This is a genomic window from Achromobacter insuavis, from assembly GCF_902859645.1.
Classification (GTDB): domain Bacteria; phylum Pseudomonadota; class Gammaproteobacteria; order Burkholderiales; family Burkholderiaceae_B; genus Achromobacter; species Achromobacter insuavis.
The window spans coordinates 89,102-109,206 of record NZ_CADIJR010000002.1; the positions used below are offsets into that span (position 1 = coordinate 89,102).

At 63.3% G+C, this 20,105-nt stretch carries 27 protein-coding genes; all 27 read right to left on the minus strand.

The genetic code is table 11. From position 1 onward, the window contains the following. Positions 1–4 precede the first annotated feature (4 nt). The 27 genes from H0523_RS02350 to H0523_RS02480 all read right to left on the minus strand — a co-directional run bounded on the left by H0523_RS02350 (position 5) and on the right by H0523_RS02480 (position 20,093). The gene (locus tag H0523_RS02350) at positions 5–355 is read right to left on the minus strand and encodes a contractile injection system sheath initiator (RefSeq protein WP_180180006.1); all 351 of its coding nucleotides are present in this window, start codon (positions 353–355) and stop codon (positions 5–7) included. Continuing rightward, positions 355–1,089 (minus strand): Gp138 family membrane-puncturing spike protein, encoded by a 735-nt coding sequence (locus H0523_RS02355; RefSeq protein WP_180180007.1) that lies wholly within the window; start codon positions 1,087–1,089, stop codon positions 355–357. Before H0523_RS02355 ends, H0523_RS02350 begins: the two co-directional genes overlap by 1 nt. Next, entirely contained in the window at positions 1,082–1,945 is an 864-nt protein-coding gene (locus tag H0523_RS02360; protein WP_180180008.1) for a baseplate hub protein, read from the minus strand. Before H0523_RS02360 ends, H0523_RS02355 begins: the two co-directional genes overlap by 8 nt. Then, complete coding sequence (locus H0523_RS02365) at positions 1,942–2,241, minus strand: phage baseplate plug family protein (protein WP_180180009.1); 300 nt, start codon at positions 2,239–2,241, stop codon at positions 1,942–1,944. Before H0523_RS02365 ends, H0523_RS02360 begins: the two co-directional genes overlap by 4 nt. Continuing rightward, a complete protein-coding gene (locus tag H0523_RS02370) occupies positions 2,238–2,876 on the minus strand; it encodes a hypothetical protein (RefSeq protein WP_180180010.1) in 639 nt (212 codons plus the stop codon). The genes H0523_RS02365 and H0523_RS02370 overlap by 4 nt, the downstream gene beginning before the upstream one ends. After that, entirely contained in the window at positions 2,876–4,561 is a 1,686-nt protein-coding gene (locus H0523_RS02375; RefSeq protein ID WP_180180011.1) for a phage tail tip lysozyme, read from the minus strand. The genes H0523_RS02370 and H0523_RS02375 overlap by 1 nt, the downstream gene beginning before the upstream one ends. A gap of 168 nt (positions 4,562–4,729) precedes the next feature. Continuing rightward, positions 4,730–5,146, minus strand: a complete 417-nt coding sequence (locus tag H0523_RS02380; protein WP_231691933.1) for a hypothetical protein — start codon at positions 5,144–5,146, stop codon at positions 4,730–4,732. Between the two features lie 22 nt (positions 5,147–5,168). Then, the gene (locus tag H0523_RS02385; protein ID WP_054435354.1) at positions 5,169–5,600 is read right to left on the minus strand and encodes a phage tail fiber protein; all 432 of its coding nucleotides are present in this window, start codon (positions 5,598–5,600) and stop codon (positions 5,169–5,171) included. A gap of 12 nt (positions 5,601–5,612) precedes the next feature. Next, the gene (locus H0523_RS02390) at positions 5,613–7,091 is read right to left on the minus strand and encodes a DUF3383 domain-containing protein (protein WP_180180012.1); all 1,479 of its coding nucleotides are present in this window, start codon (positions 7,089–7,091) and stop codon (positions 5,613–5,615) included. A gap of 4 nt (positions 7,092–7,095) precedes the next feature. After that, entirely contained in the window at positions 7,096–7,629 is a 534-nt protein-coding gene (locus tag H0523_RS02395) for a phage neck terminator protein (RefSeq protein WP_054435360.1), read from the minus strand. Beyond that, a complete protein-coding gene (locus tag H0523_RS02400; RefSeq protein WP_082404828.1) occupies positions 7,626–8,003 on the minus strand; it encodes a hypothetical protein in 378 nt (125 codons plus the stop codon). The genes H0523_RS02395 and H0523_RS02400 overlap by 4 nt, the downstream gene beginning before the upstream one ends. A gap of 612 nt (positions 8,004–8,615) precedes the next feature. After that, positions 8,616–9,068 (minus strand): hypothetical protein, encoded by a 453-nt coding sequence (locus H0523_RS02405; protein ID WP_054435365.1) that lies wholly within the window; start codon positions 9,066–9,068, stop codon positions 8,616–8,618. Continuing rightward, on the minus strand, positions 9,056–9,487 hold the full coding sequence (locus H0523_RS02410; RefSeq protein ID WP_054435366.1) for a DUF4054 domain-containing protein: 432 nt from the start codon (positions 9,485–9,487) through the stop codon (positions 9,056–9,058). Before H0523_RS02410 ends, H0523_RS02405 begins: the two co-directional genes overlap by 13 nt. A gap of 9 nt (positions 9,488–9,496) precedes the next feature. After that, positions 9,497–9,835, minus strand: a complete 339-nt coding sequence (locus tag H0523_RS02415; RefSeq protein WP_054435368.1) for a hypothetical protein — start codon at positions 9,833–9,835, stop codon at positions 9,497–9,499. A 64-nt stretch (positions 9,836–9,899) separates the two neighbouring features. Then, positions 9,900–10,925, minus strand: a complete 1,026-nt coding sequence (locus H0523_RS02420; RefSeq protein WP_054435370.1) for a major capsid family protein — start codon at positions 10,923–10,925, stop codon at positions 9,900–9,902. Positions 10,926–10,929: 4 nt separating this feature from the next. After that, positions 10,930–11,415, minus strand: a complete 486-nt coding sequence (locus tag H0523_RS02425; protein ID WP_054435374.1) for a structural cement protein Gp24 — start codon at positions 11,413–11,415, stop codon at positions 10,930–10,932. After that, positions 11,416–12,786, minus strand: coding sequence for a DUF2213 domain-containing protein (locus H0523_RS02430; RefSeq protein ID WP_054435408.1), 1,371 nt, complete (start codon positions 12,784–12,786; stop codon positions 11,416–11,418). Further along, positions 12,783–13,118: a hypothetical protein gene (locus tag H0523_RS02435; RefSeq protein WP_082385819.1), complete on the minus strand. Its 336-nt coding sequence runs from the start codon at positions 13,116–13,118 to the stop codon at positions 12,783–12,785. The genes H0523_RS02430 and H0523_RS02435 overlap by 4 nt, the downstream gene beginning before the upstream one ends. 235 nt (positions 13,119–13,353) lie before the next feature. Then, positions 13,354–14,157, minus strand: coding sequence for a phage head morphogenesis protein (locus H0523_RS02440; RefSeq protein WP_197287931.1), 804 nt, complete (start codon positions 14,155–14,157; stop codon positions 13,354–13,356). Continuing rightward, positions 14,150–15,490 carry a DUF1073 domain-containing protein gene (locus H0523_RS02445; protein ID WP_180180013.1) on the minus strand — a complete coding sequence of 447 codons (1,341 nt, stop codon included), beginning with the start codon at positions 15,488–15,490 and terminating at the stop codon, positions 14,150–14,152. Before H0523_RS02445 ends, H0523_RS02440 begins: the two co-directional genes overlap by 8 nt. Positions 15,491–15,696: 206 nt before the next feature. Continuing rightward, positions 15,697–16,956: a PBSX family phage terminase large subunit gene (locus H0523_RS02450; protein WP_054435412.1), complete on the minus strand. Its 1,260-nt coding sequence runs from the start codon at positions 16,954–16,956 to the stop codon at positions 15,697–15,699. Next, the gene (locus H0523_RS02455) at positions 16,943–17,509 is read right to left on the minus strand and encodes a terminase small subunit (protein WP_054435418.1); all 567 of its coding nucleotides are present in this window, start codon (positions 17,507–17,509) and stop codon (positions 16,943–16,945) included. Before H0523_RS02455 ends, H0523_RS02450 begins: the two co-directional genes overlap by 14 nt. 855 nt (positions 17,510–18,364) lie before the next feature. Next, positions 18,365–18,721: a hypothetical protein gene (locus H0523_RS02460; RefSeq protein ID WP_180180014.1), complete on the minus strand. Its 357-nt coding sequence runs from the start codon at positions 18,719–18,721 to the stop codon at positions 18,365–18,367. Next, positions 18,714–18,917 carry a hypothetical protein gene (locus tag H0523_RS02465; protein WP_180180015.1) on the minus strand — a complete coding sequence of 68 codons (204 nt, stop codon included), beginning with the start codon at positions 18,915–18,917 and terminating at the stop codon, positions 18,714–18,716. The genes H0523_RS02460 and H0523_RS02465 overlap by 8 nt, the downstream gene beginning before the upstream one ends. Beyond that, the gene (locus H0523_RS02470; RefSeq protein WP_054435389.1) at positions 18,914–19,288 is read right to left on the minus strand and encodes a hypothetical protein; all 375 of its coding nucleotides are present in this window, start codon (positions 19,286–19,288) and stop codon (positions 18,914–18,916) included. The genes H0523_RS02465 and H0523_RS02470 overlap by 4 nt, the downstream gene beginning before the upstream one ends. Continuing rightward, positions 19,285–19,464 carry a hypothetical protein gene (locus tag H0523_RS02475; RefSeq protein WP_054435391.1) on the minus strand — a complete coding sequence of 60 codons (180 nt, stop codon included), beginning with the start codon at positions 19,462–19,464 and terminating at the stop codon, positions 19,285–19,287. Before H0523_RS02475 ends, H0523_RS02470 begins: the two co-directional genes overlap by 4 nt. Then, the gene (locus H0523_RS02480) at positions 19,461–20,093 is read right to left on the minus strand and encodes a hypothetical protein (RefSeq protein ID WP_306670180.1); all 633 of its coding nucleotides are present in this window, start codon (positions 20,091–20,093) and stop codon (positions 19,461–19,463) included. Before H0523_RS02480 ends, H0523_RS02475 begins: the two co-directional genes overlap by 4 nt. Positions 20,094–20,105 lie beyond the last annotated feature (12 nt).

The following is a 20,105-nucleotide window of genomic DNA, read 5'->3' on the forward strand; positions in this document are numbered from 1 at the left end:
GTCCCTAGAAAGTGATAGTCGACGTCGTGCCGTTGGTCAGCGTGACTTCGACATAGCCGCTCAGGCGGCGATTCTCGAAAGCGGTGATAGTCGGTACGGCGTCGGCAACGTCCGGCACGGTCAAGGCCGCGGCGCGCAGCCGCTCGCGCACCAGTGCCAGCGGCGGCAACTGGCCAAGCACCTCGGTCCAGTACGGTATGCCTTTTCCCGTGTCATAGAACAGCTCGCCACGAAAGAGCTTGATGGCGCTGGCCACGTCCTGAGCCACGGCGTAGGGATTCGACGCCATCGCGATGTTCCCGGCCGCATTCAGGACAAGATCCCACACGGTCCGGTCCAACAAAAGGGTATTCATCAGTTCGGTGTCCCGGTGTTCGCGGGGCCCGTCTGCACCCCAGGATGGGTGTGCGTCGAGCCGACGTCCTTGCCGTTGTTGCGGAGCGTGCCGAGTGTTTCCATGTCGCCCTTCCAGGTCGAGGTGCCGCCGTAGGAGCCGGATCCCTGTTGCACAGTGCCATTCAGCACGATCTGCGGCGAATTCAGCGCGCACCGCTCGCTGGCGTTCACTTCGACGTTGGGCGCCACCACTGTCACCTTGGAAGGCGATACCACGTTGATCCCGCCCTCGGTGAACTGCACATACTGCGCTGGCGCGCCGTTGAGCAGGCCGCCAAAGTAGAGGCCATCCGCCATGTCGTGGGTCCGCCAGGATCCAGGATTCGCTTGCTGCTTGCTGGCCTTGACCGCCGACAAGTCCCGGCTCGCGAACGCCGCCATGCCGATGTCCCCCACCTTGGGGTCGAGGATCACGGCGTCGGCTCCGCCCTGCAGTCGGAAATACGGCAGCTGGAACAACTGTCCATGCGGCACCGCATTCCCATTTCCGTCGAGCTGGTTCACCAGCGGCTGCACGTCAACAAAGCCCACCGGAGAAACGCCGCCGCTGTTCGTCACCGCGATCACGCGAACCAGCGTGCAGGTGTTCAGGCGGTTCAGCATCTGCGTCACCAGGAAGCTGATAGCGCCGAAGTCCTGGGAGCCATCAGCGACCGTCGCCTGTCCGCTATATCCGAATTGAGGATCAGCCATTTACCGGCCTCTGACACACGATTCTCGACACCCAGGCGCCGCCCGGGACCTCCGCCTCAAGCTGATGCACGAGGCTCACTACCGTCCATTCTCCGTGAGCCGCCTCGATGACCGAAATCACCTGTACGCGGTATCCGAGACCCAATTGTGGGGTGTACAGGACGGTAAACTCCACGCCCCAACCGGTGAAACTCGGGTAGCCCACCAGGTTGTCGCCAGCCTGAATCAGAACAGGCTCATCAGCGCGCGCACCGGATTTCGGCCAAATTGCCAGAATCCCACGGTCGACCGTGTAGTTGAACCGTGCCGCCCGAGCGCAAGCTTTCATCTGGTCCCACGCAGTTCCAGGGAAGTACGGGTTCGACAGCGTCACATCCACGCCGTTGTTCTGGAAGGCAAGGTTCATTTCCTTGGCCAGGTCCTGCGCAACGACTGCCGCCTGTATTGCTCCCCTGTAACTGCGGGCATTCGTAGGCTTCACCGCCTCGAATGCCGCCGCAAGCGCCACGACGTTAAAGACCACCTCGGGCGCCTGGTTGTAGTCGGCCCAGGCCTGTGAGATGGTGCCCTCATAAACCACCGTCAGGGCATCGCCGCCGACGTCCCCGGCTGCGACCAGAATGCGATTGTTCCGCCTCTCGGTCGGGATGGGCCCGATCACTGTCAGCTTGTTGATCATGTCCTGCGACAGGCCGAAGATGCGCAACTGCAGCTGGGCCTGCGAGTCCCCGTTGTAGGCCACGACGGCCGCCTGAACGCGGTAGCCGGACAGCGTGACAGCGGGCCCAGCGTTGTCGCCGAACTGCCCCTCGGCCAGGTTGATCGTGACGTCGATCCGGCGTTTGACGAAGCTCATAGATCTGTGCTTTCCCGGTATATCAATTGGAAGCGGCCGCCGAAACCGGTGTAGACAGGGTCATCGCGCCCTTGGGTGTCGATGAAGGTCAGGTCGCCCACGAAGCCGCTGTAGGTCTCGCGAATGAGCCGTACGCGGTCATGGCAAAGCACCGCGATGGCGATAGGCTCGTGATTCACCTGCAGGTCAAGGAATACCCCCGTGGCCTTCTGGTAGACGCTGACCTGGCAATTCTGGCCGCCCAGCACAACGCTGCAGGCCTGCGCCGGCACGGCGCGCAGCGGAATCTGCCTCATTGGATACTCCCATTGAGAGGCGCGGCGTCGATCGCGGCGGGCTCGGGCACCGGGAAGGTTTGAACCTGCCCATTGTTCTGCTCGCCAGCGCCGTCCGGCTCCGCAGTATTGCTGAAGACCGCCTGCGCCTTCTCCCGCACTTCCTCGACGTACAGGTCCACAATCAGCTGGCTGGGCCCCGAACGAGAATTCCGCTCGTAGGAATAGGCCACGACGTTGGCCGACGGATAGACGATCTCCGGCGTCACCACCGAGAACAGGTCGACGCTCCCTTTCAACGCCTCCAGAGTGTTCAGCAGCGTGCCGCGCGACACCGTATCACCGCTAAGGGCGAACCGCAGCATGGCGTCGAACGGCGTGTCCACCTTGTTGAACGACGAGAACGAGCCCTGCTCCACCGGAAAGCTCGATATCCGCGACCCGTTGCGAAAGCGGATGCCCAGGAACGTCTCGAACAGAAGCACCTGCTGGCCGTCCTGGTCATACAGTCCCCAGCGCGGGATGCCAAAGATCAACGCGGCGATGGCGCCGAGGCCGAGATTGGCCAGCTCACCCAGCGATGGGATTGTCGTCTCGCGCAGAATCGCTGGGACACCAGGCACCTGCGGCACATTTGGGAAAGGAATGAGCGGCATCAAAACGCTCCTGTATTGGCTTGGCTCACCAAGTTCTGGCTTCCGCCAAGCGCGCCCAATTCTCTCGCGATACCGCGGCCGTCTGTCGCCGGCGTGTGAACATTGACGTCACCATGAATATTGATTTCGTGGTTGTTCTCGGTATTGAGGGGGAAAGGCTTGGCGCTGGCCTGGGCAGCAAGAGGGGCGGCCTGCGCGGCCTGGGCCATGTTCACGGCCCCCAAGGCGCTGTTCTTCAACGCATCGGCCTGAGCAAGCCGTGCCAGCTCGGTCGCAACGGCGGCACGCTCATCCGCCCTCATCTCCTTTTTCGCCGGGATCTCGAAATCGGTGGTCACGATGCGGCTTGCGTCCTCCACCGACTTGGATGCGCGCAGGCGGTCACCGGCTCCCTTGTGGGTATTCCGCAGTTCCCAGTCAGCAAATGCATACTGCTGATCGCGCGTGGAGTTCATGATGTCCACGCCCATAATGCGCTTGAACATCTCCACTCGCTCGTTGCGCCATTGCGCAACCCCGAACGCCGTACCGTTGTCGCCAATGGCACGGTGGTCGAGCCTGCCACCGCTCTCGGCCTGCAGGTTGTTCACGATGCCGATAGCCTGGTTCCTCGACCAGCCCATCTTCTCGAATTTCTCGATCGCGTCTTTAGCATCGGGGGTCAGGTCGGCTTTGGGCTTTCTCTTCAGCCACTCCGGGGTAATCGCATCCTTAGCCGCGTCCATTGATGCTTTGACGGGATCGCTCGAACTGTTGATCTTGTCTCGAACCTCCTTCGGCACCAGCTTCTCGATGAGCGACGTCAGCGCCTTGAGCAATTGTTCGAAGCCGGAAATGAAGCTCTTGATCCCGTCGTTGATGGCGCCACGGTTGCGGATGATCCAATCGCCCAGCTCAATGAGCTTTTCAACGAGGAAATCGAACGCCGGCATCATCGCCGTCAGCACGTTCACGCCAATGCTAGAGAGCTTGTTCATGGCGGTGTCGTACCGTTGGCGGAGCTGCTCCGCACGATCCGACGCCGCGGCCAGCTCTCCGGCGGCTCCCGACTGCTCGCGGCGGCGCCGAGCGATCCCTTCAGGTCCCTCCTTGTACAGGTTGAACTGCTGGGGATCCAAGCCCATCATGTTTGCCGCCAACGCGGCGCGGGCCCGATCGGTCTTGTAGAGGTCAGCGACGATGCGGGCCCGAGCCTGCAAGTAGGTATTGCCGTCCTTCAGATCCTCGGTCTTGCCGCCGAACTGGAAGAACGCCGGCAGCGTCTCCGCCGACATGCCGCGCTTGAACTTCGCGACCTGGTCGGCAGATTCCTTGAGTTGGTTCGTGATCCCTTCGACCGAGCCCCCTGCGTTCTTTGCCGCCAGCTGCCATTCGGCAAGGTCCTTGGCGCTCATGTTCAGATTGCCAGACAGGCGCGCGAGGCTGGCCGTGGATTCCACCGTGCTGGACACGAAGTTCTTGATGCCCATGCCGGCGGTAAACACCGCCAGCAGCGCCAGCGCCTCGTTGCGCACCTTGCTGAAGAACATGGCAGCCTGCTTGCCGCGGGCTTCCATGTCGCGAGCGGTACGGGCAGTTTCCTCCCTGGTGTTCTTCAGGGATTGGTCGGCCTCGGCCGAGCCGCGTTTGAACGCCTTGGCATCCAGACCGAGCGTGACGACTAGGGCGTCGATTACGGTGGCCATGCTATTTTCTCGCGTTCGCTATCGCTTCTTGGTTGTGCGCGTCGACCGCGAACACCTCAAGCAGGTTGTAAAGATCCTCGGCACCGTAGACCGTTTGCAAATCATGCAATAGGCTCGGGTGCCGAGAAATGACTGCGCCGATGTTGGGTGGAATATTCCCGTACCGAATCAACCGCGGGCCGCCGCCGTGCCAGGCTTGGAGGCCGAAGTCGATTTGGCGGCGGCCATAGAAAAATCCATGTGCAGCCCCAGCACGTGCTTGCGCAGCGTCAGAAGCGTGGCGACTTCCTCGATGTCATCGGGGATAAGCCGTCGCGTGACGTTGGCGCTGGGCTGGATTTCCACGCACTCCATCATCTTGTCCAGCAACGGCTTGGCGCTGTCATAGGGCAGTTTGGTCAGCGCAGTCATGCCCAACGCGGCTACGCCTGCCAGGCCGGCCTCGGCGATGTTGTCCGGGATCTGAACCCCGGCGTTCATCAGGGCGAAAAGGGCTCGTCCGGCCCAGTCCTCGGCCTCGTAGGCCGAGAGCTCGGTCAGCACGAACACCTTGCCCTTGTCGCGCCCCTCGGCGCTGATGGTCACGGTTTCCTGTTTTCGCGCCATGTCACACCAGAGCCGGAGAGACGTCTTGCCAGGTGATCTGGAACGTCCGGGGTTGCAGGATGGTCCGGGCAGTCGGCGCCGGCGAAATCTGGGTGAGCACGCCGCGGGTCATGGCGTATTTACGGCTGGTCGAGGGGATGCCCAGGGTTCCGTTGCAATAGAAGACCTCGCGCGCGGTCTTCATAGCAGCCAGATACGCCTCGAACACGATGAGCGAAGGCGAATCCGCCTGAATGGAAATGGTCTGGATGCTCATGAACGGCGTGTAGCCGGCCGACATCCGCCCATCGACGCCCATCACTGCCTGAGCGGGCTGAACCGCCTCGAACGCGAAGGCGTCGTCCGTGGCGTACCCCTCGATTTTCTGGGCGACGGGGAACACACCGGCCACCGCCAGATAGAGGACGGAGTTTGCACTGGTGAGAGTAGACATGTCATTGGGTCCTTACAGGACGGCCAGCGAGGCCAGGGTGATCTGTTGGACGGAACCGCCGTCCATGTACCAGAACGTCATCGGCGGCGTGCCGCGCGCCTCGCGCACCTGCGGGGTGGCGTCCTTGATCTGCAAGTACCAGCCACGGGTCTGGAGCGTCTCCGAGATATCCACGCCCGCCTGGTTGTTCACCTGGGCCTTCTGCTGCGCGGACAGCGTCACGCCGGCGCGGATGGAGCCGAAGTTCACGCCCGCGTTGATGGGGTCCAGGCAGGCAGCATCGATCAGCGTGTAGCCGTCCAGGTTGTAGGGGATGGAGTTCACCTGCGTGAGCAGCGTCATCAGCGCTTGCTGGAAGGCAGCGTTGAGCCAGATCTGGTTCACATAGGTGTCGATCCACTTCCAGTTGCCGCTGATCTGCCCGGGGTAGAAGAAGCGGAATTGGTCGTTGCTGGTGGCGTAGTCGCCGTAGAAGTTGTAGCCGTTGTCGATCAGCGTCTGCGCGGTCGTGGCGTCCGTCACCGAGAACGTCAGCCCGGACTGGCCCTTGAACGCCAGTGTGATCCGGCCGTTCGTGCGCGCGAAGTCGATCGACGCCACCGTGCCAAGCACAAAGGCCGCATGCTGGATGTCCTGGTAGATGGGCACCGACCCCGAATATTCGTTCGCCGCGATGCGAGCAGCCCAGCTCGTGGTGCTGCCCTGCGTGGTGGCCTGCACATCGGTGTCCCAGCCGACGTAGACGTAGCGGTTGCCCTGGCTGTTCGTCCAGTCCGAAAACGCCACCTTGCCGTCCGTGTCGGGTTCGAACGTGGTCATGAACGACGCCCAGTTCTGGGTGATGTCGGTGATAGCGCTCATGTTCGTGGCCGGCACGCCGGCGACCGCGCCCTGAGACAACACCGCGCCCGTGGCCTGCGTCAGCTTCAGGCCCGCGGCAATCGTGCCGCTGCCGTAGGTGATGGTGCTGGCGGCGCCGTCGGTGCCCGAGGTGATCATGAAAGCCGCGCGCTGGGCGTCATAGGTGCACGAGGCACCGAAGGTCGTGAAGGCGGCCTGGATGATCGACGCGGCATTCGAGAAGCTGGTGGCGCCAGACAGGTCGATGGCGCTGGAAGTCTTCGGCGTGCCATCGACGGAGACGGTCAATACGCCGCTCAGCGCTTGCAGCTGCTCCAGCGTCATCGAAGCCATCGAGCCGCCGCGCACGTACGCCGCCACCGCAGCGGTGGGGTATTGCGAGAACAGCAGATTCCCGGGCTTGCGCGTCGAGTTGTCGAAGCCGTTGAAGTAGATGCCGGCCAACGTCGCTTCAGTGGACGTGGGGCCGAAAAAGCGCTGCACGTCGCGCGCGGTGGCGAAGCTTTGGACGGTGCCGACCGGCACGGCAGTATCGGAGGTCAGGATCAGGCCGTTCAGGTCGAGCGCCGATCCGCCGGCGCCGATCACGCCAGGGACCACCTGGACGATTTCACTGGCGGGAATGGACATAGCTTTAAGCTCCCGGAGGGTAGGTAGTGTCGACCTCGGTGAGGTCTACGTGGAGTTGGTCCGCAAACTGCTGCGGCACGGTGATGGATGGGTTGAACTGCAGGACCGCGTCGACTGACCAGCGTTCCAGGTATTGATCCTCGCCGGTGATGAACGGCAGTTGCCGCGGATCACCGGTATAGAGCGGCTGGGCGCCGCTCGACTTCAATGCATCGCAGCCGTAGGAGCTGCGCAGCGCGATGCAGATGGCCAGGGCCATGTCTTGCGCACTGTCGCCGTAGCAGTCGACCTGCGCAGTCCACTGGGTCGGCCGCGTCAGGGTCATGGTGCCGGCGTTCGTCACGTCGGCGTAGGTTGTGTGCGGCAGCGAAAGCGCGGGCGCCAGAATAGGCGTGATGTACACGTAGCGGCCGGCGGGCGGCGGCACGCGGTTCTGCTGCCCGCGCACCACCGTGACCTGGTCGCCGACGATTACCTGGACGAACGCACCCAGCGCATCGACCAGCGCGTCCTCGGTGAGGGAAACAGGAATGCTCATGGCGACGCGTCCATCTGAAGGGTCACACCGACCTTGCACCAGTCGGGCCAGGTCTCGAAGACCACCTCCACGAGCCACACCTGGCCGCCGAAAACCAGCAGATCGCCACCCTTGGCCAGTGGACGGACGACACCCTGGGTGTCGCCGTACATATACACGCTGCGCTGCACGCCCTGGATGTTCTGCGCCTCCAGGTGAGCCACGTCCTTGCCACTCAGCGGCTGCACCTGGAGCCGCGCGGCGGCATCCGGCTTGTACTTCGGCACCTGCTTGCGGCCGGCGCCGATCTCATAGCCGTCGCTGGCGCGCAGCGTGCCGTCGATCATCGGGTTCACCGCGGCGATGATCGGGGATGCCAAGCCGTGAAGATTCATCGTTATCCCCTGGCAAGCGCGGCGTCGGCGGACGCACCCAAGCGGATACGCGACCGAACGCGGTCATAATTCACCGAGAGCGCCGAACAAGCATCCTTCAGGCACATTTCGATTCCAGCGACTGTCACACGTACTGTGCGCCGCGTGTTTCTGCACTGTTCCGCCTGAGTTTCCCATCGACAGTTGGCCGGCTCATAGTGGCCATCATTGTCAATGCGCCCAAGCGTCTTGCCGGCTGGACACTCTCCCATGTCGGCCAAGAATGCCTCGAAGCTGCACCTCCAGCGCGGGTCTACGGTGATCCCGCGGTCTCGGTAACATTCGATAGAAATCTGATCAACTCCACGCACTCGCGCGCGCATCGCGATCCAAGCCCGGTAGGTTCGGGTCTTCCACATCCCATGCTTGGCGCGCGATCGGCTTTGCTCATCTTTGTGGCACCCACAACTCACTACTCGGCCCGATCGAATCGGCGTTGCGACTCGGTCGATCTCCCTCCCGCAGTCGCAACGCCAAAGCCAAAGGCGCACACCATTCTTGTCCGTTCCGCGCAGTTTCAGCGCCACGAGGCGACCATAGCGCTCGCCCGTAATGTCTATCGGCTTCGGCATGTCAGGTATCCGTTTCATAATCGACCGACGCTATGAGATGTCCCGAATCGATCAACGGCTTGGCGAAACCTTTCCGCGCCACCGTCACCGGAGCAAGCGGCGGACTATCCAGGCTTCGGATAGATTCCTGCAGCTGCCCCTTGATGCCTTCGCCCATCTGGCCCAGCGTCTTGTCGATGTCGTAGTCGTTGTTCTTGGCCACAGCGCCCAGCGCGCGCGGCCAGTCCTTTTGCTTTTCGGCGATCATCGATCGGAAAAACGGCCGCGGCGGCTGGTTGCGTTCCGGCCGGCCAAACTCATTGACAGCGGCCACCAGCGCGACCGGAGTGCCGTCCGGATAGGTGGCGCCTTCCAGGAACCCCACCCGCAGCGTGCCGCCGTCGCCCGCCTTGTCGGCGATCTCCTTCAGCCTCGCCATCAGGGCGTCGCCGCCCTTGAACGTCATGGCCGCCATGGGGCCACCACAGGGACAGCAAATCCGGTCGGCGCGGGCCGGTAGCGGCCCACCCGGTACTTGGCCGTGGCTTCCCAATACTGGGCGCCATAGCCGGTCTGCGCGTACCACTGCGCCGAGCCCGGCGCGACGTTGTACTCCGCCGAGACCGAAACCGAGCCCTGGGTGGCGCTACTGATCCGGCCCACCAGCGGCCTCGGGCCCTTGCCGTTCTCGCCATAGGTCAGCGCCGCGACGTGGGCCGTCAGCAGGTATAGGAGCACCTTGCGCTCGTCGACGTCACAGACCGCGCTGGTGTCCTTGTTGCTCAGGTACAGCGTGGCCATGCTGAAGGCGTGGTTGAGCTGCTCATTCGAGAGCGACGCGAAGGACGGATAGATCAGCCGGAACTCAGCGGGATCAAAGACGACGACAGCCATGGGCCGCTCCTATTTCTTCTTGCCTTCGTAGTTCTCGGGCTTGATGCCGGGCGCGGGCGCCTCGGGGTCCAGGCCTTCCAGTCCGGATTTCTCGTCCTTGCGCTCCTTGGCCTTCGAGACGGCGCTGCGCTCGCTGCCCTGGGCGAAGATCAGTTCCTTCTTGAGCGGCTGGAAGTCGGGGTACAGCTTCGTCCAGGCTTCCCAGAAGTCGGCGGGCACTTCGGTGAGGCCATGGCCTGCGATGGCGTCCGGGTGATTGGCGCCGTTCAGCAGCACCGGCTCTTTGGCGCCCGGGATGTCCAGGATCAGCCCATTGGGCAATTTGCACGCGACGGTAACGGTCGACATTTCTCTTCCTCGAATAAAAAAGGGGCGCCGATTGGGCGCCCCTGTTTGTTACTGACGATTTGGCTTACACGCCGATCATGCTGGCAATGGCCATCGGGACCTTGATGACGGCGCCCCAGGTGCCCTGCGACTTCTTCTGCTTGAAGCTGGAGGTGTCGCGGACGATGGCATGGGCGCGCATCTTCTCGGTGAAGGCGGCGGTGCCCACGTTCTGGCCTTCGATCGAGTCGGCGATGAGCTGCACCAGCTGGCCCGAGCCCGTGGCGTACTGCACGGCGGTCTCGACGGTCAGGTTGGGGAAGTTCTTGGCCAGCATGTCGCTGACGTTGACGTTGTACTGGTTCGTCTTCGTCAGGTTGACTTCGATCTCGGGCGACATGCACAGCTTCAGCTTGTCGCGCCGCGTGACCAGGCCGCGCGTCTGCGCCACCAGCTGGCCGTAGATCTTCACGATGTCGTCGTAGACCGCCTGGCCGTCCTTGCCGGACCAGAGGGTCACGCCGCCGACCGAGATCGGGGCCACCGGCGCCGACAGGTTCGGATCGTTCAGCAGGCCGTAGTTCTGCAGGCCGGCGATGCCGAAGAAGTAGCTGTTGTCCTGGAACTTGTTCAGCACCAGGGCGGACGCGATGTTCAGTTCCGACGCCCAGTTGATCTTCGCCTGGCCGGCCATGTCCAGCTCGCGCTCACCCCATTCCGTCATGGTCTGGTAGTGGTACGACTGGCGCTGCGGGAAGTTGGTGTTCGCGCCGGCGCGGCCGTTGTTGTTGAAGTCGCCATAGGACGACACTTCACCCGTGGATTCCACCACCAGGAAGGTGGCCGTCAGGGTGGTCCAGTCGCCTTTCTTCGACTCGCCCAGGATCACGGCGCCCTGCATCGGCGTCGTGAGCACGCGGGTCAGCTCGGGGTCGATGTAGTTCAGCAGGTAGCCCGGGATACCCGAGTTGCTGACCGTCACCAGGGGGCCCGCGGCGTCCATGGCCAGGCCGTAGTCAGCGCGGAAGCCGTCGGGCAGGTAATCCTGAGCGCCCGGGAACACGATGCCGAAGCGCTTCTCCAGCATCGCGAGGTCTTGATGTCGTTTCATGTCATTACCCCAGGTTGGTGGAGGTGATCTTGATCAGCGCGCCGACGCCCCCCGCGCTGGCAACGAACCAGTCGGTTTCGGTGCTACCGGCGATGGTGGCGCCAGCGGCACCGGTGGAGATGGTGCCGTCCGTGTTGGAGGCGAATACCTTCTGGCCGATCGTGGCCACGGTCTTGGTGGCGGCCCAGAAATCGCCCAGGTTGTGCAGGGTGACGCCGAGCCCGGCCGGGATGACCATGGTGGCCTCGGCCAGCCAGATGGTGATGACGCCCTGCTGCTCACGGTGCACGAAGCCCGTGGGCACGCCGGAGCCAGCATTCGTGACCTTGCCGTTGGCGTCAGCCCAGGCGAAGCGGCCGACGGTCACGCCGGCGGTGTCCGCCACCAGCGCGCCGGGGCCGGCCAGGACGGTCGAGCGCGGGTTCGAGCTGGCGAAGTCGCCCGCCACCGCGGCGGCGGGTTCGATGTAGACCTGTTTCTGGAAGCCCATTTAGATCACCTTCGGCTGATGGGGGTAGCGTTGGTTGAAACTCTGCACCGAAGCCGAGTCCATCGCCACATGCGGGGTTTGGGGAGCCTGGTCTTGTGCCAGGGCCATCTTGACCAGCGCGCGGTACGCCGAGGGCGGCGTATCGGTCAGGTCGACGCCCTTGGCGTCCAGGGCCATTTTGTAGACCGCCTCGGCCGAGTCCTGGGCGACGATTTCGCCGAGGATGGGCCGGCATTCCTGCTCGGCGGTGCGGATCGCGGTCATACGCGCGATGGCGCCTTCCTCGCCGGCCTTCTGGGCCTTGGCCAGCGCCTGGTCCATGGCCTGCTTGGTCACCGGCGCCGGCGGCGTGTTGGGCGTGGGCGGCGGCTCGTCGGATGCGCCGGCGGCGGGCTCGCCCAGGGCGGCCATGACGCGCGCGGCTTCTTCCGGGCCCAGCTTCTCGCCGAGCATTTCGCGCATCTTGCCCATCAGCTCGTCGTCCAGGGCGACCGGCTTGGGTTCGGCGGTGTCGTCGTCCTCGTCTTCGCCGATCGGCGCGACGGTCGGGTCGGTGAACACCTCGATGACCTCTTTCAGGTCTTCCAGGTCGGCGTCCTGCGCCAGCTTGCCCTTGAAGTGGTTCTGCATGGCGCGGATGATGCGCGGCTGCTCGGACTTCAGGTTCTTGCGGCTGACGCCCTTCAGGAAGGGGGTCAGGTCGCCCAGTGCCGCGTCCTGGGCCAGCCGGGGCCGGATATGCGCCCCGAGTGCCCCGGCGACGACGGCGGCGGTTTTGCTCAGTTTCATTTTCGGGATCTCCGAAGGGTTGAGGGTACTGCTGTCGCCTACGACGACGTCCGGGCCTGCACGGCCCACTTCGACAAGCGCGACGTGATTGCCGCGAATGTCTCGCATCACCCCGTCGTGTGCGACGCCTTCATAGACGCCGGCCGTCATGTCAGCCCGGTAGCGATAGGCGCTCGAAAGCTCCTTTTGCTCTTCGGATTCGATGAGCGCGATCGCGACGGCGTCCCACACGACGAGGGAATTCTTGAGGTACGGCGCCTGGTAGGTGGCGTTCGAACCCGTGGCCCCGACCACAAACTCTTTCTGCGGCTCGGCGGCCGAGACGGGGATGTGCTTGGACAGCAGCGGGATGTTGTTGAAGGTCGGCGCCGCCTTTTCCAGTTCCTGCGGGTCACGCAGGAGGAAATAGATGCGGTTGGCGTCGAGCCCCAGGGTCTCCCAGTCCGGGATTTCGTTGCCGCGGTAAGGGTTGACCGTGGCCTTGCTGATGTTGCTGATCTCGACGTGCATCCGGCCGTCCACGTCGATCTTGCGGACGGTGGCGCGATCGAAAGCCAGGCCGTGGGGTGTCTTCTGGTTCATGGCATATCCGGCCATTGCCGGTTTGATTTCGACAGGTTCTCCGCGCCGGGCAGCACCTGGAGGTTTGATTCGACGTGCAGACCGCACACTATCTTTCCGCGCAAAGGAACGATGTGGTCTACGTGGTGTGGCATGCCAGTTCGTTGAGTAGCCTCGCGCGCTAGTTCGTAGAAACTGCTGATCAAGGCTTGGTTTGCCCATGCCGGGGTCGCTTTGGTTTCTGCCGCCCTACGCCTTGCCTGCTTAGCTGCAATTTTGTGCAGATTCGCGCTGCGCCATGCCTTTTGAGAAGCTGAAACCACATCCTTATTGGCCTCATACCATTCGGCCATCTTCGCGGAGCGATGCTCCCGGTTGGCACGATAGTGCGCCCGGGACAGATCGCCGTGCCGCTCTTTGTTGGCCAGGTAGTGCGCGCGCGACGCCTCAGCTACACGGTCCTTATCGGCTTCGTAATGAGCCTTCCTGCATGTTTTGCAGCGAGCATGCCGGCCGTCTTTCCTGGACCGATCTATGCTGAAGCTTTCAAGCGGCTTGGATTCTCCGCACTTGAAGCATCTCTTCTGGTCAGCCCTCGAATCCGGGGATGATGCTGATCGACACGCATCGGCAGTTCGGCTCGGTTCCCGGAAATACCCACTTTCCATCGAGATACATTCCCTTTTCGATGTCATAAGTTTTCCCACTGGCAGCGACATGGGATGGCCTTGGATGCTTTCCGCCAGAGCTATGAAGCCAGCGCGCTTTGGTGATGCCGAGGCCTTTTTGCCTGACCCTTGTAATGGTGGCGGTCGCTTTATTCGACTGGTCGCGGGCGATGAACGCCGCGCGCCGCTTGGTGACCCCGTAGCGCTTCTGCAAATCCTCGACCAGCCCTTCCAGGTCTCGACCCTGGGTAACCGACCGCATAACCATGCCCTGCACGTCCTGCAGATGCTCGGCGGCGATCGACTTGATGAGTCCGACGTTCTCCTGCACGGTGGCCTGGAATACGTCGTTGGCCGCTCGGGTCAGCTGGAACTGCACGCTGAACCCTTTCTGCCGCAGGGCATTGCGCAGCGAGATATCCGCCGCGCTCATCGAGGTTTCGGCGAACTCGCTGGCCACCGGCTGGGCTGCCTCGTCGAAGCGGCGCTGCCACTGTCTGGCCAACCGGCGCATCATCTTGGTCAGCGCCATGGCCGGGCTTTCGTCCTGGGCTATCTCAGGCACATTGCGCCGATAGGCCGCCGTCAGCCAGTACACCAGGGACCCCTGCATCTCATCGATCAGGCGGTCCAGGCGCTTGCGGTAGGCCGCCTCGATCCCCTGGTTGGCGTGCACGGGGCGCAGCGGCACCTCGCGGCCGGTAGGGGAAACGAGGTCAGGCATTGGCGTTTTCCTCCGGTTCGTCGTCCAGGGGTGGCGGCGCGGCGGGCACCGGGTCGGGCACACCATCGCCGTCGTCATCGGCCAGGTCCAGCGAGTGATAGCCGTTCGTCTCGTCCGCCGCCACGCGCTCGCGCTCTTCCTGCGGGCTGATGGCGCCGGACTCGATCAGCACCGCGCCGGTGTCCGCGTCCAGCTTGCGCACCTCGGCCAGCTCCTTCTCGCTCATCTGCCACAGAGGCACGAAGCTGAATGTGATGTCGGGGTCGACCTCGCCGAACTCGCTCAGCTGGATCACCTCCAGGCACTGCTGCAGCGGGTCGCGGAATACAGCCTCCTGGGCGGACAGCATTTCGTCGTAGAAGACGCGGATTTCGCCCTCGGCCGTGGCGTTCAGGCCGCTAGGCGTGATGCCCGTGTACTTCACTAGCGGGATGCCAGGCACCACGCACAGCTGCTCCAGCGACTGGTTCTGCAGGGCGTCGAGGCCCGACAGAGGCACGTTCTCGAACCCGAATTCCTCGTCATCCTTGTTGACGGCGAAGACCCCGCGATTCGTCCGCGTCCGGTTGAACACGTCGATGCGCGCGAATACGTCGTCGCCTGGGTCACCCGAAAGTATCGACTGCAGATTGGTCTTGAAGACCCCCACCGAGAACCCGTCGATGAGGTTGGCCACCGCCTGGCGCGTCTTCAGCCAGTTGTTGACGTAGGGAATCGTCAGCTGCGTCAGCGACATGCCGCCGAAGTTATAGGACGGCTTCAGCAGGTCCGGCACCTCGCGCGACACGATGTTCAGCAGCCGGCTGCTGTGCACCTGGCGCCCCAACACAAACCAGGAGGTCGGCTTGTAGAAGTCCGGGCGCATCGGGTTGTCGCTGTTGTACAGGTACGGCGTGGTCCAGACCGGGTCGATGACCTTGAAGCCCGCCAGGGCGCCCTTGGTGATCTTCGCCGGGCTTTTGACCAGGATCGACTGCAGTTCGTCAGGGTCAGCCCAGGCCAGCGTGCCGCTGGGCGTCTTCACGTCGATGTAGATCTGCGACCGGCCGAACAGACCGTCCTGCAGCGCAGCGAGGCGGAACTTGGCGCGCAGGCGATGCCGGCGCATGGCCTTCTCGATGACCTCGAGCTTGTCGCTCTTGTCGTCTTCGCCCTTGACTTCCAGCTTGATCCACTTCCGGGTCATCTCCTTGGCAATGACGTCGGACATCTTGCGGTATTCGGGGCGCTGGGACAGCTCGGCCAGGTAGGGGTAGCCGATGAAGCCCATCCCGGCGTAGGCCTCGCTCACGTAGGCGTAGACCGGCTCCATGGCCGAGTCCTGGGCCATCATGGCCTTTGTCATCGTGGTGGGGACTACGCCGGGAGCGACCGCGGGGCGCTTGAACTCGCCCACCGGCGCGGGTACAGGCTCGGCCGGCGCGATGTTCGCTTTCCCCAGAGCTTCCAGGCTGATCTTCATCCCAGGCTCGCGGCGCGCGGCCGGGGCCGGCGCAGGTGCCGCGGGGGCATTCCTGCGCAGGATCCAGTCGAGTAATTTCATGCACGCCTCATAGCTTCGGGGTTGATCTTCATCGGCCGCTTACCCTTAATGAGCGGTCCCAGCGCGTAGCGGGTCGCATCCATGTAGTGGTTATTGGCGTCCACAATGTCGGTGAGCACATCGCCACTCAGGCGATCGACCTTGTAGCTGTAGAGCCTTGCTTCGCGTAGGGTTTGCGTACAGCGGGGGTGGATGACTATTTCCTTGTAGGAGCGCAGGTGGGCGATGCCGTCCTCCACGCTCCCTTTCCACTTATCTACGCCGACGATCCGGGGAAGATTGGCTCGCGCGCTGTTTCCGCTGCTCTTGACGTGGCTGATCGTCTCCGGCCTGGCCGAGTCCGCACGCACAACGTGCCTCTCGATGCCTGGCAGGCGTTCGATCATGAAATCCGCAATATCGTCGTTCTCAAGGCCTACCTTGCCAGCCTCGTACTCAATCCATAGCCGGCTGTCGTGCACCCATAGCTTGACGCCGGCCGTTGGGTCTTGACTGAAACCCCAGTCCAGACCGTAGTACGGGCCATCCCACCCAGCCGCGGGCTCGAACTCTGCGACCCGGTACTTGTTGGCCAGAATCTGGGCTTCGCTGTTCTCGCGATAGGCGCCATCCCAGATCCAGGCATATGTTTGGTCGTCCAACCGCTCCCGGTCCGCCAGACGCTCTTGCTCGAGCACGTCCGGGAACCACGGGTTGTCCGTATAGTTCAGCTCGACAATCTTGGCGCCGGCTGGCGGGCTCTTCACGAATCGCTGATCCGTCGGGCTGCCGTCCACCTCAGGGTTCCAGGTCAGCCAAACTTCGGAGTCGCTTTCCCGGACAGTCGGCAACAGCTTCTGGTATGCAACCTCGCTGATGTTCTCGGCTTCGTCGAGCCACGCGATCAGAATCCGAGCCTTCGACTTGATGCTGTCCAGGTTGTGGCGCAGACCAGCGAAGGTGTAAGACACCCTGCGGTTGCGGGTACGGATGAACCGCTCGCCGATATCGAAATAGGCATCCAGCCAGGGCTCGGCGCGAATGGCCTGCTTGACCTCCTCCATCGAGGAGTCTTCCAGGCTGTTCATGTACTCCCGGCCGCAAAGGATCACGCCGGAGACGCCAGCCTCGGCGAACATGTATGCCCGCACGGCAGTCATCTTGGCGAAAGTGCGTGTCTTTGCTGAACCACGGCCACCCTTAGCCCCCCGGTATCGCGCTGGCCCGGAGAACACCGGGATCAGCTTCGGGGGGATTTCGAGTCTAGCCGTCGTCACCTGGAGCAACCAATTGGATCGTGGTGGGCATCGTGGGAATCGGACCGCCGTCAGGGCCGGAGTGTTCTACCCGATCCTTGAACATGCCAAGGTGGCGGCCGATGTCAACCAGCGCGCCCTTCTTGTCGTGCAACTTGACCTTCAGGCCTTCCCGCCCCTCCGAGATTTCGGAGATGGCCGCCGCGGTGTCGTCGTCGATGTCGTCGGCGCTGACCAGTGCAAGGCCGTGATAGGCCTCAGTCACCTCACCCTCATCGTCGCCGGCGTCCGTAACCCGAAGCTCCGTCTTGCCCCAGCGCACGATCTTCCGGATGTCGCTAAAGCCGATCTTGGCCAACTCGCGCAGGACCATGTCCTGAGTGATCTCGGTCCGCCTTGCGCGAGCGGCTTGCGCTTCCTGAACCGCCGCAGCGATTTCAAGTTTCTTCAAGTTCTGCTCGCCAATCTGGCCAGCAGTCTTCTGGCTATACCCCGCCCTTATCGCCGCTTGCGTGGCGTTGAGGTCAACGAGGTACTCATCCACGAAGCGGCGCTGTTTGTCTGTCAGCGCCATCGTCATTCCTTGCCCTGGGCAGCGGCCCAAGATTGTTCGTTTCATACTGTTGGCGCCAGCGCGCACGATCTTCGGCAGTTGTGTCCGAAGGCCACCCAAGTCCGGCATACGCCGGGCTGAAGCCCATTGGGCCGCGCGGGCGCTGAATCGGACGAACCATCTGTCACCTTTGGATCGGAAAGAGTTGCGCTCATCCGGCTACCCATCAGGGCTGGGCGCGGCGGTTCTCGTCGTGCTGGCCGCCGGCGACAAGACCGGAAGAAGTGTCCCGCGCATTTGCCCCTGCTCGGGCGCCAGGCCTGCTGAGGCGACTCATGGGGGGGTATTACTTGGGCGGAAGGAAGCAATCCCAGTACCAGCCGTGGCCAGGAACATAGGTGAGCCGCCCCATATCAATTCGGTCGCGGGCTTCCTGCCATGTGTCGCCCGGGACAGGAGAGGCGCTATGGCCTTCGATCTCGTCTGTCAGGACGGCTCGTCCGTCTGCATGGGTGCAGCGATAGAACATGGCAGCTCCAATGCAAAAGCCCCAGCGCATGGCCGGGGCTCCGTTTCCTCAAGACGCAAGAGGTCGGACGTAGTGTCTCATATCCCGTCGCAATTCTGGCCGTGATTGCGACATTTGACTGGCTGGAAGGTGCCAGGAATACAACGCGGCCTTGGTTGATCCACCCAAGCGGACCACCTGTCCGGAATCTATGAGCTGGTCCAGCACCCGGAGAACGCCGCGACGCATTGCCATCTGCGCGGTTTCCGACTGCGCCATCCCTCTGCTGACGTGGCGCAAAATCTCCGCCATCCGGAATTCGCGACCCGGGTAGCAGCCCAGTAGATCAATCACCTCGTGCGCGTACTTCACGCCAGCCTCCTTTCGACCCGGCTACGGAAGAGCCCCAGATACAGCTTGTATTCGGTTTCGGTCAGCGCCACGCCGGTGGTGTTGGCGATCCATTCCCGCGCAGCCTTGACCCGGCCCCGGGCGTCAAGGTGGCCGAACATGGGGCGCTTCTGCGGGTATTCGGCGATGATCACCATGCGCTCATGCCACGGCAACGCCGCATGCATGCTATCCACTACCAGAGCGTGATCCACCAAGATGGGGCGGTGGTCGTCCTCCCAGGACACATAGGGGGTCATGTTCCCGACCGTGGCGCCAGACCATACCCAGCGGCTCCAATTCCAAAGCAAGTCATCGCCAGTCAGGCTATTCATCGGCCACCTCGTAGCGGTTGCATTTCTTCCCATAGGGCTTGCCCTTCAAGCAGCGCGTGATCGTGTCGCCGAAAGGCGTCTCTATCGTCTTGGCGTGCGCGCAGCCAGTACACGAGCGATTCAGTGCAGCCTGCTGCTTGCTCATCAGCACAAGCATCGGATCTCGGAATTGCCATTTGCACAGGTCGACTGTCATCGTCCGATCTCCACGAGCACGAAGCCCTTCTTCTCCACGTCCAAGGCGCCATCCAGCGTCATTGGTCTGAACTGGCTGTCATCGATGCCCAGCGCCGCGGCAATGCCGTCCAGCCTGGGCTTCTCGGCATGCAGGAGGCCGTCCAGATCTCGGCGGATCCGGTTGGGCGCTACCCAGGTAATCGACACCGGAAGCCGACCGGCAGAAGCCAGGCTGTTCCGGCCCAGTGCTTCCTTGGCGGCGAAGAATGCGGATTCGCGGGCGCGCACCTTCGCCGCATGAGTTGAGCCCCAGTGCTTCCCGCTCTTGCGGTTCGCCATCAGGCTGGTGTCTGGCCAAGGCAGGCGGATGGTCAGTCGGTCGAGGTTCATGCAGCCGCCTTTGCGAGCAGCGCAAAGGCCCAGCCCGACATGGTGATGTTGAGCACGATATCCAAGATCGCGGTGAGCCTGCTGGGGCGACGCCATGAGTCGGTCGCCAGCAGCACCAGCTTGCAAAAGATCTCGATCACGGTGAAGGTGAGCACCACCCAAATGAAAGCGCTCATGCCGAAGCCTCGCTGGTTTCGCCCTTGGCGCGCTTCAGCATCGCCGCGATTGCGGGCGTGGGTTGCTCGCCCTTGGCGATGCGTTCGTCCCACTTTTCGATCCAGCGACGTGCGTTGCGGCCGGTCTGGTCCAGCGCCTTATCCGCGCCCATTTTCTTCAGGGCGGCGGCAGCTTCCGCCTTAGTGGCCAAGGTTTGGCCCGGCGCCGGCAGCGCCTGCCGCGGCTCGGGGATGTCCGGCCACGCGCCCTTCGCCAGCTCGTCGCTCAACGTCTTCTCCCAGCGCGCCTTGATCGAGCCGTACGTGCTAGAGAGCAGATCTACGGTACTGACGCCGACCGCGGCCCAGTACACGGCGGGATGCGACCAGATGCCGATCTCGCCGCGCTTGCGGGCGGACATGCCGCGCACCGCCTCGTGGTACGCCACCTCCGGCGCCATCCAGGGGCAGCACAGCTTCACGAACTCCGGCAGCGTGGGCGGCCATTCACGGGTCATGCAGGCAACCAGCCCGCGGCGCACCTGTGCCTCATCGAGGCCGGCCAGCTTCTGATTCCACGAGTCCTTGAGCTCGCGGGGCGTCAGTCCCTCCCACTGCTGGGCGAACTTGGCGCCGTACAGCAGGTGCATCTCGTTCACCAC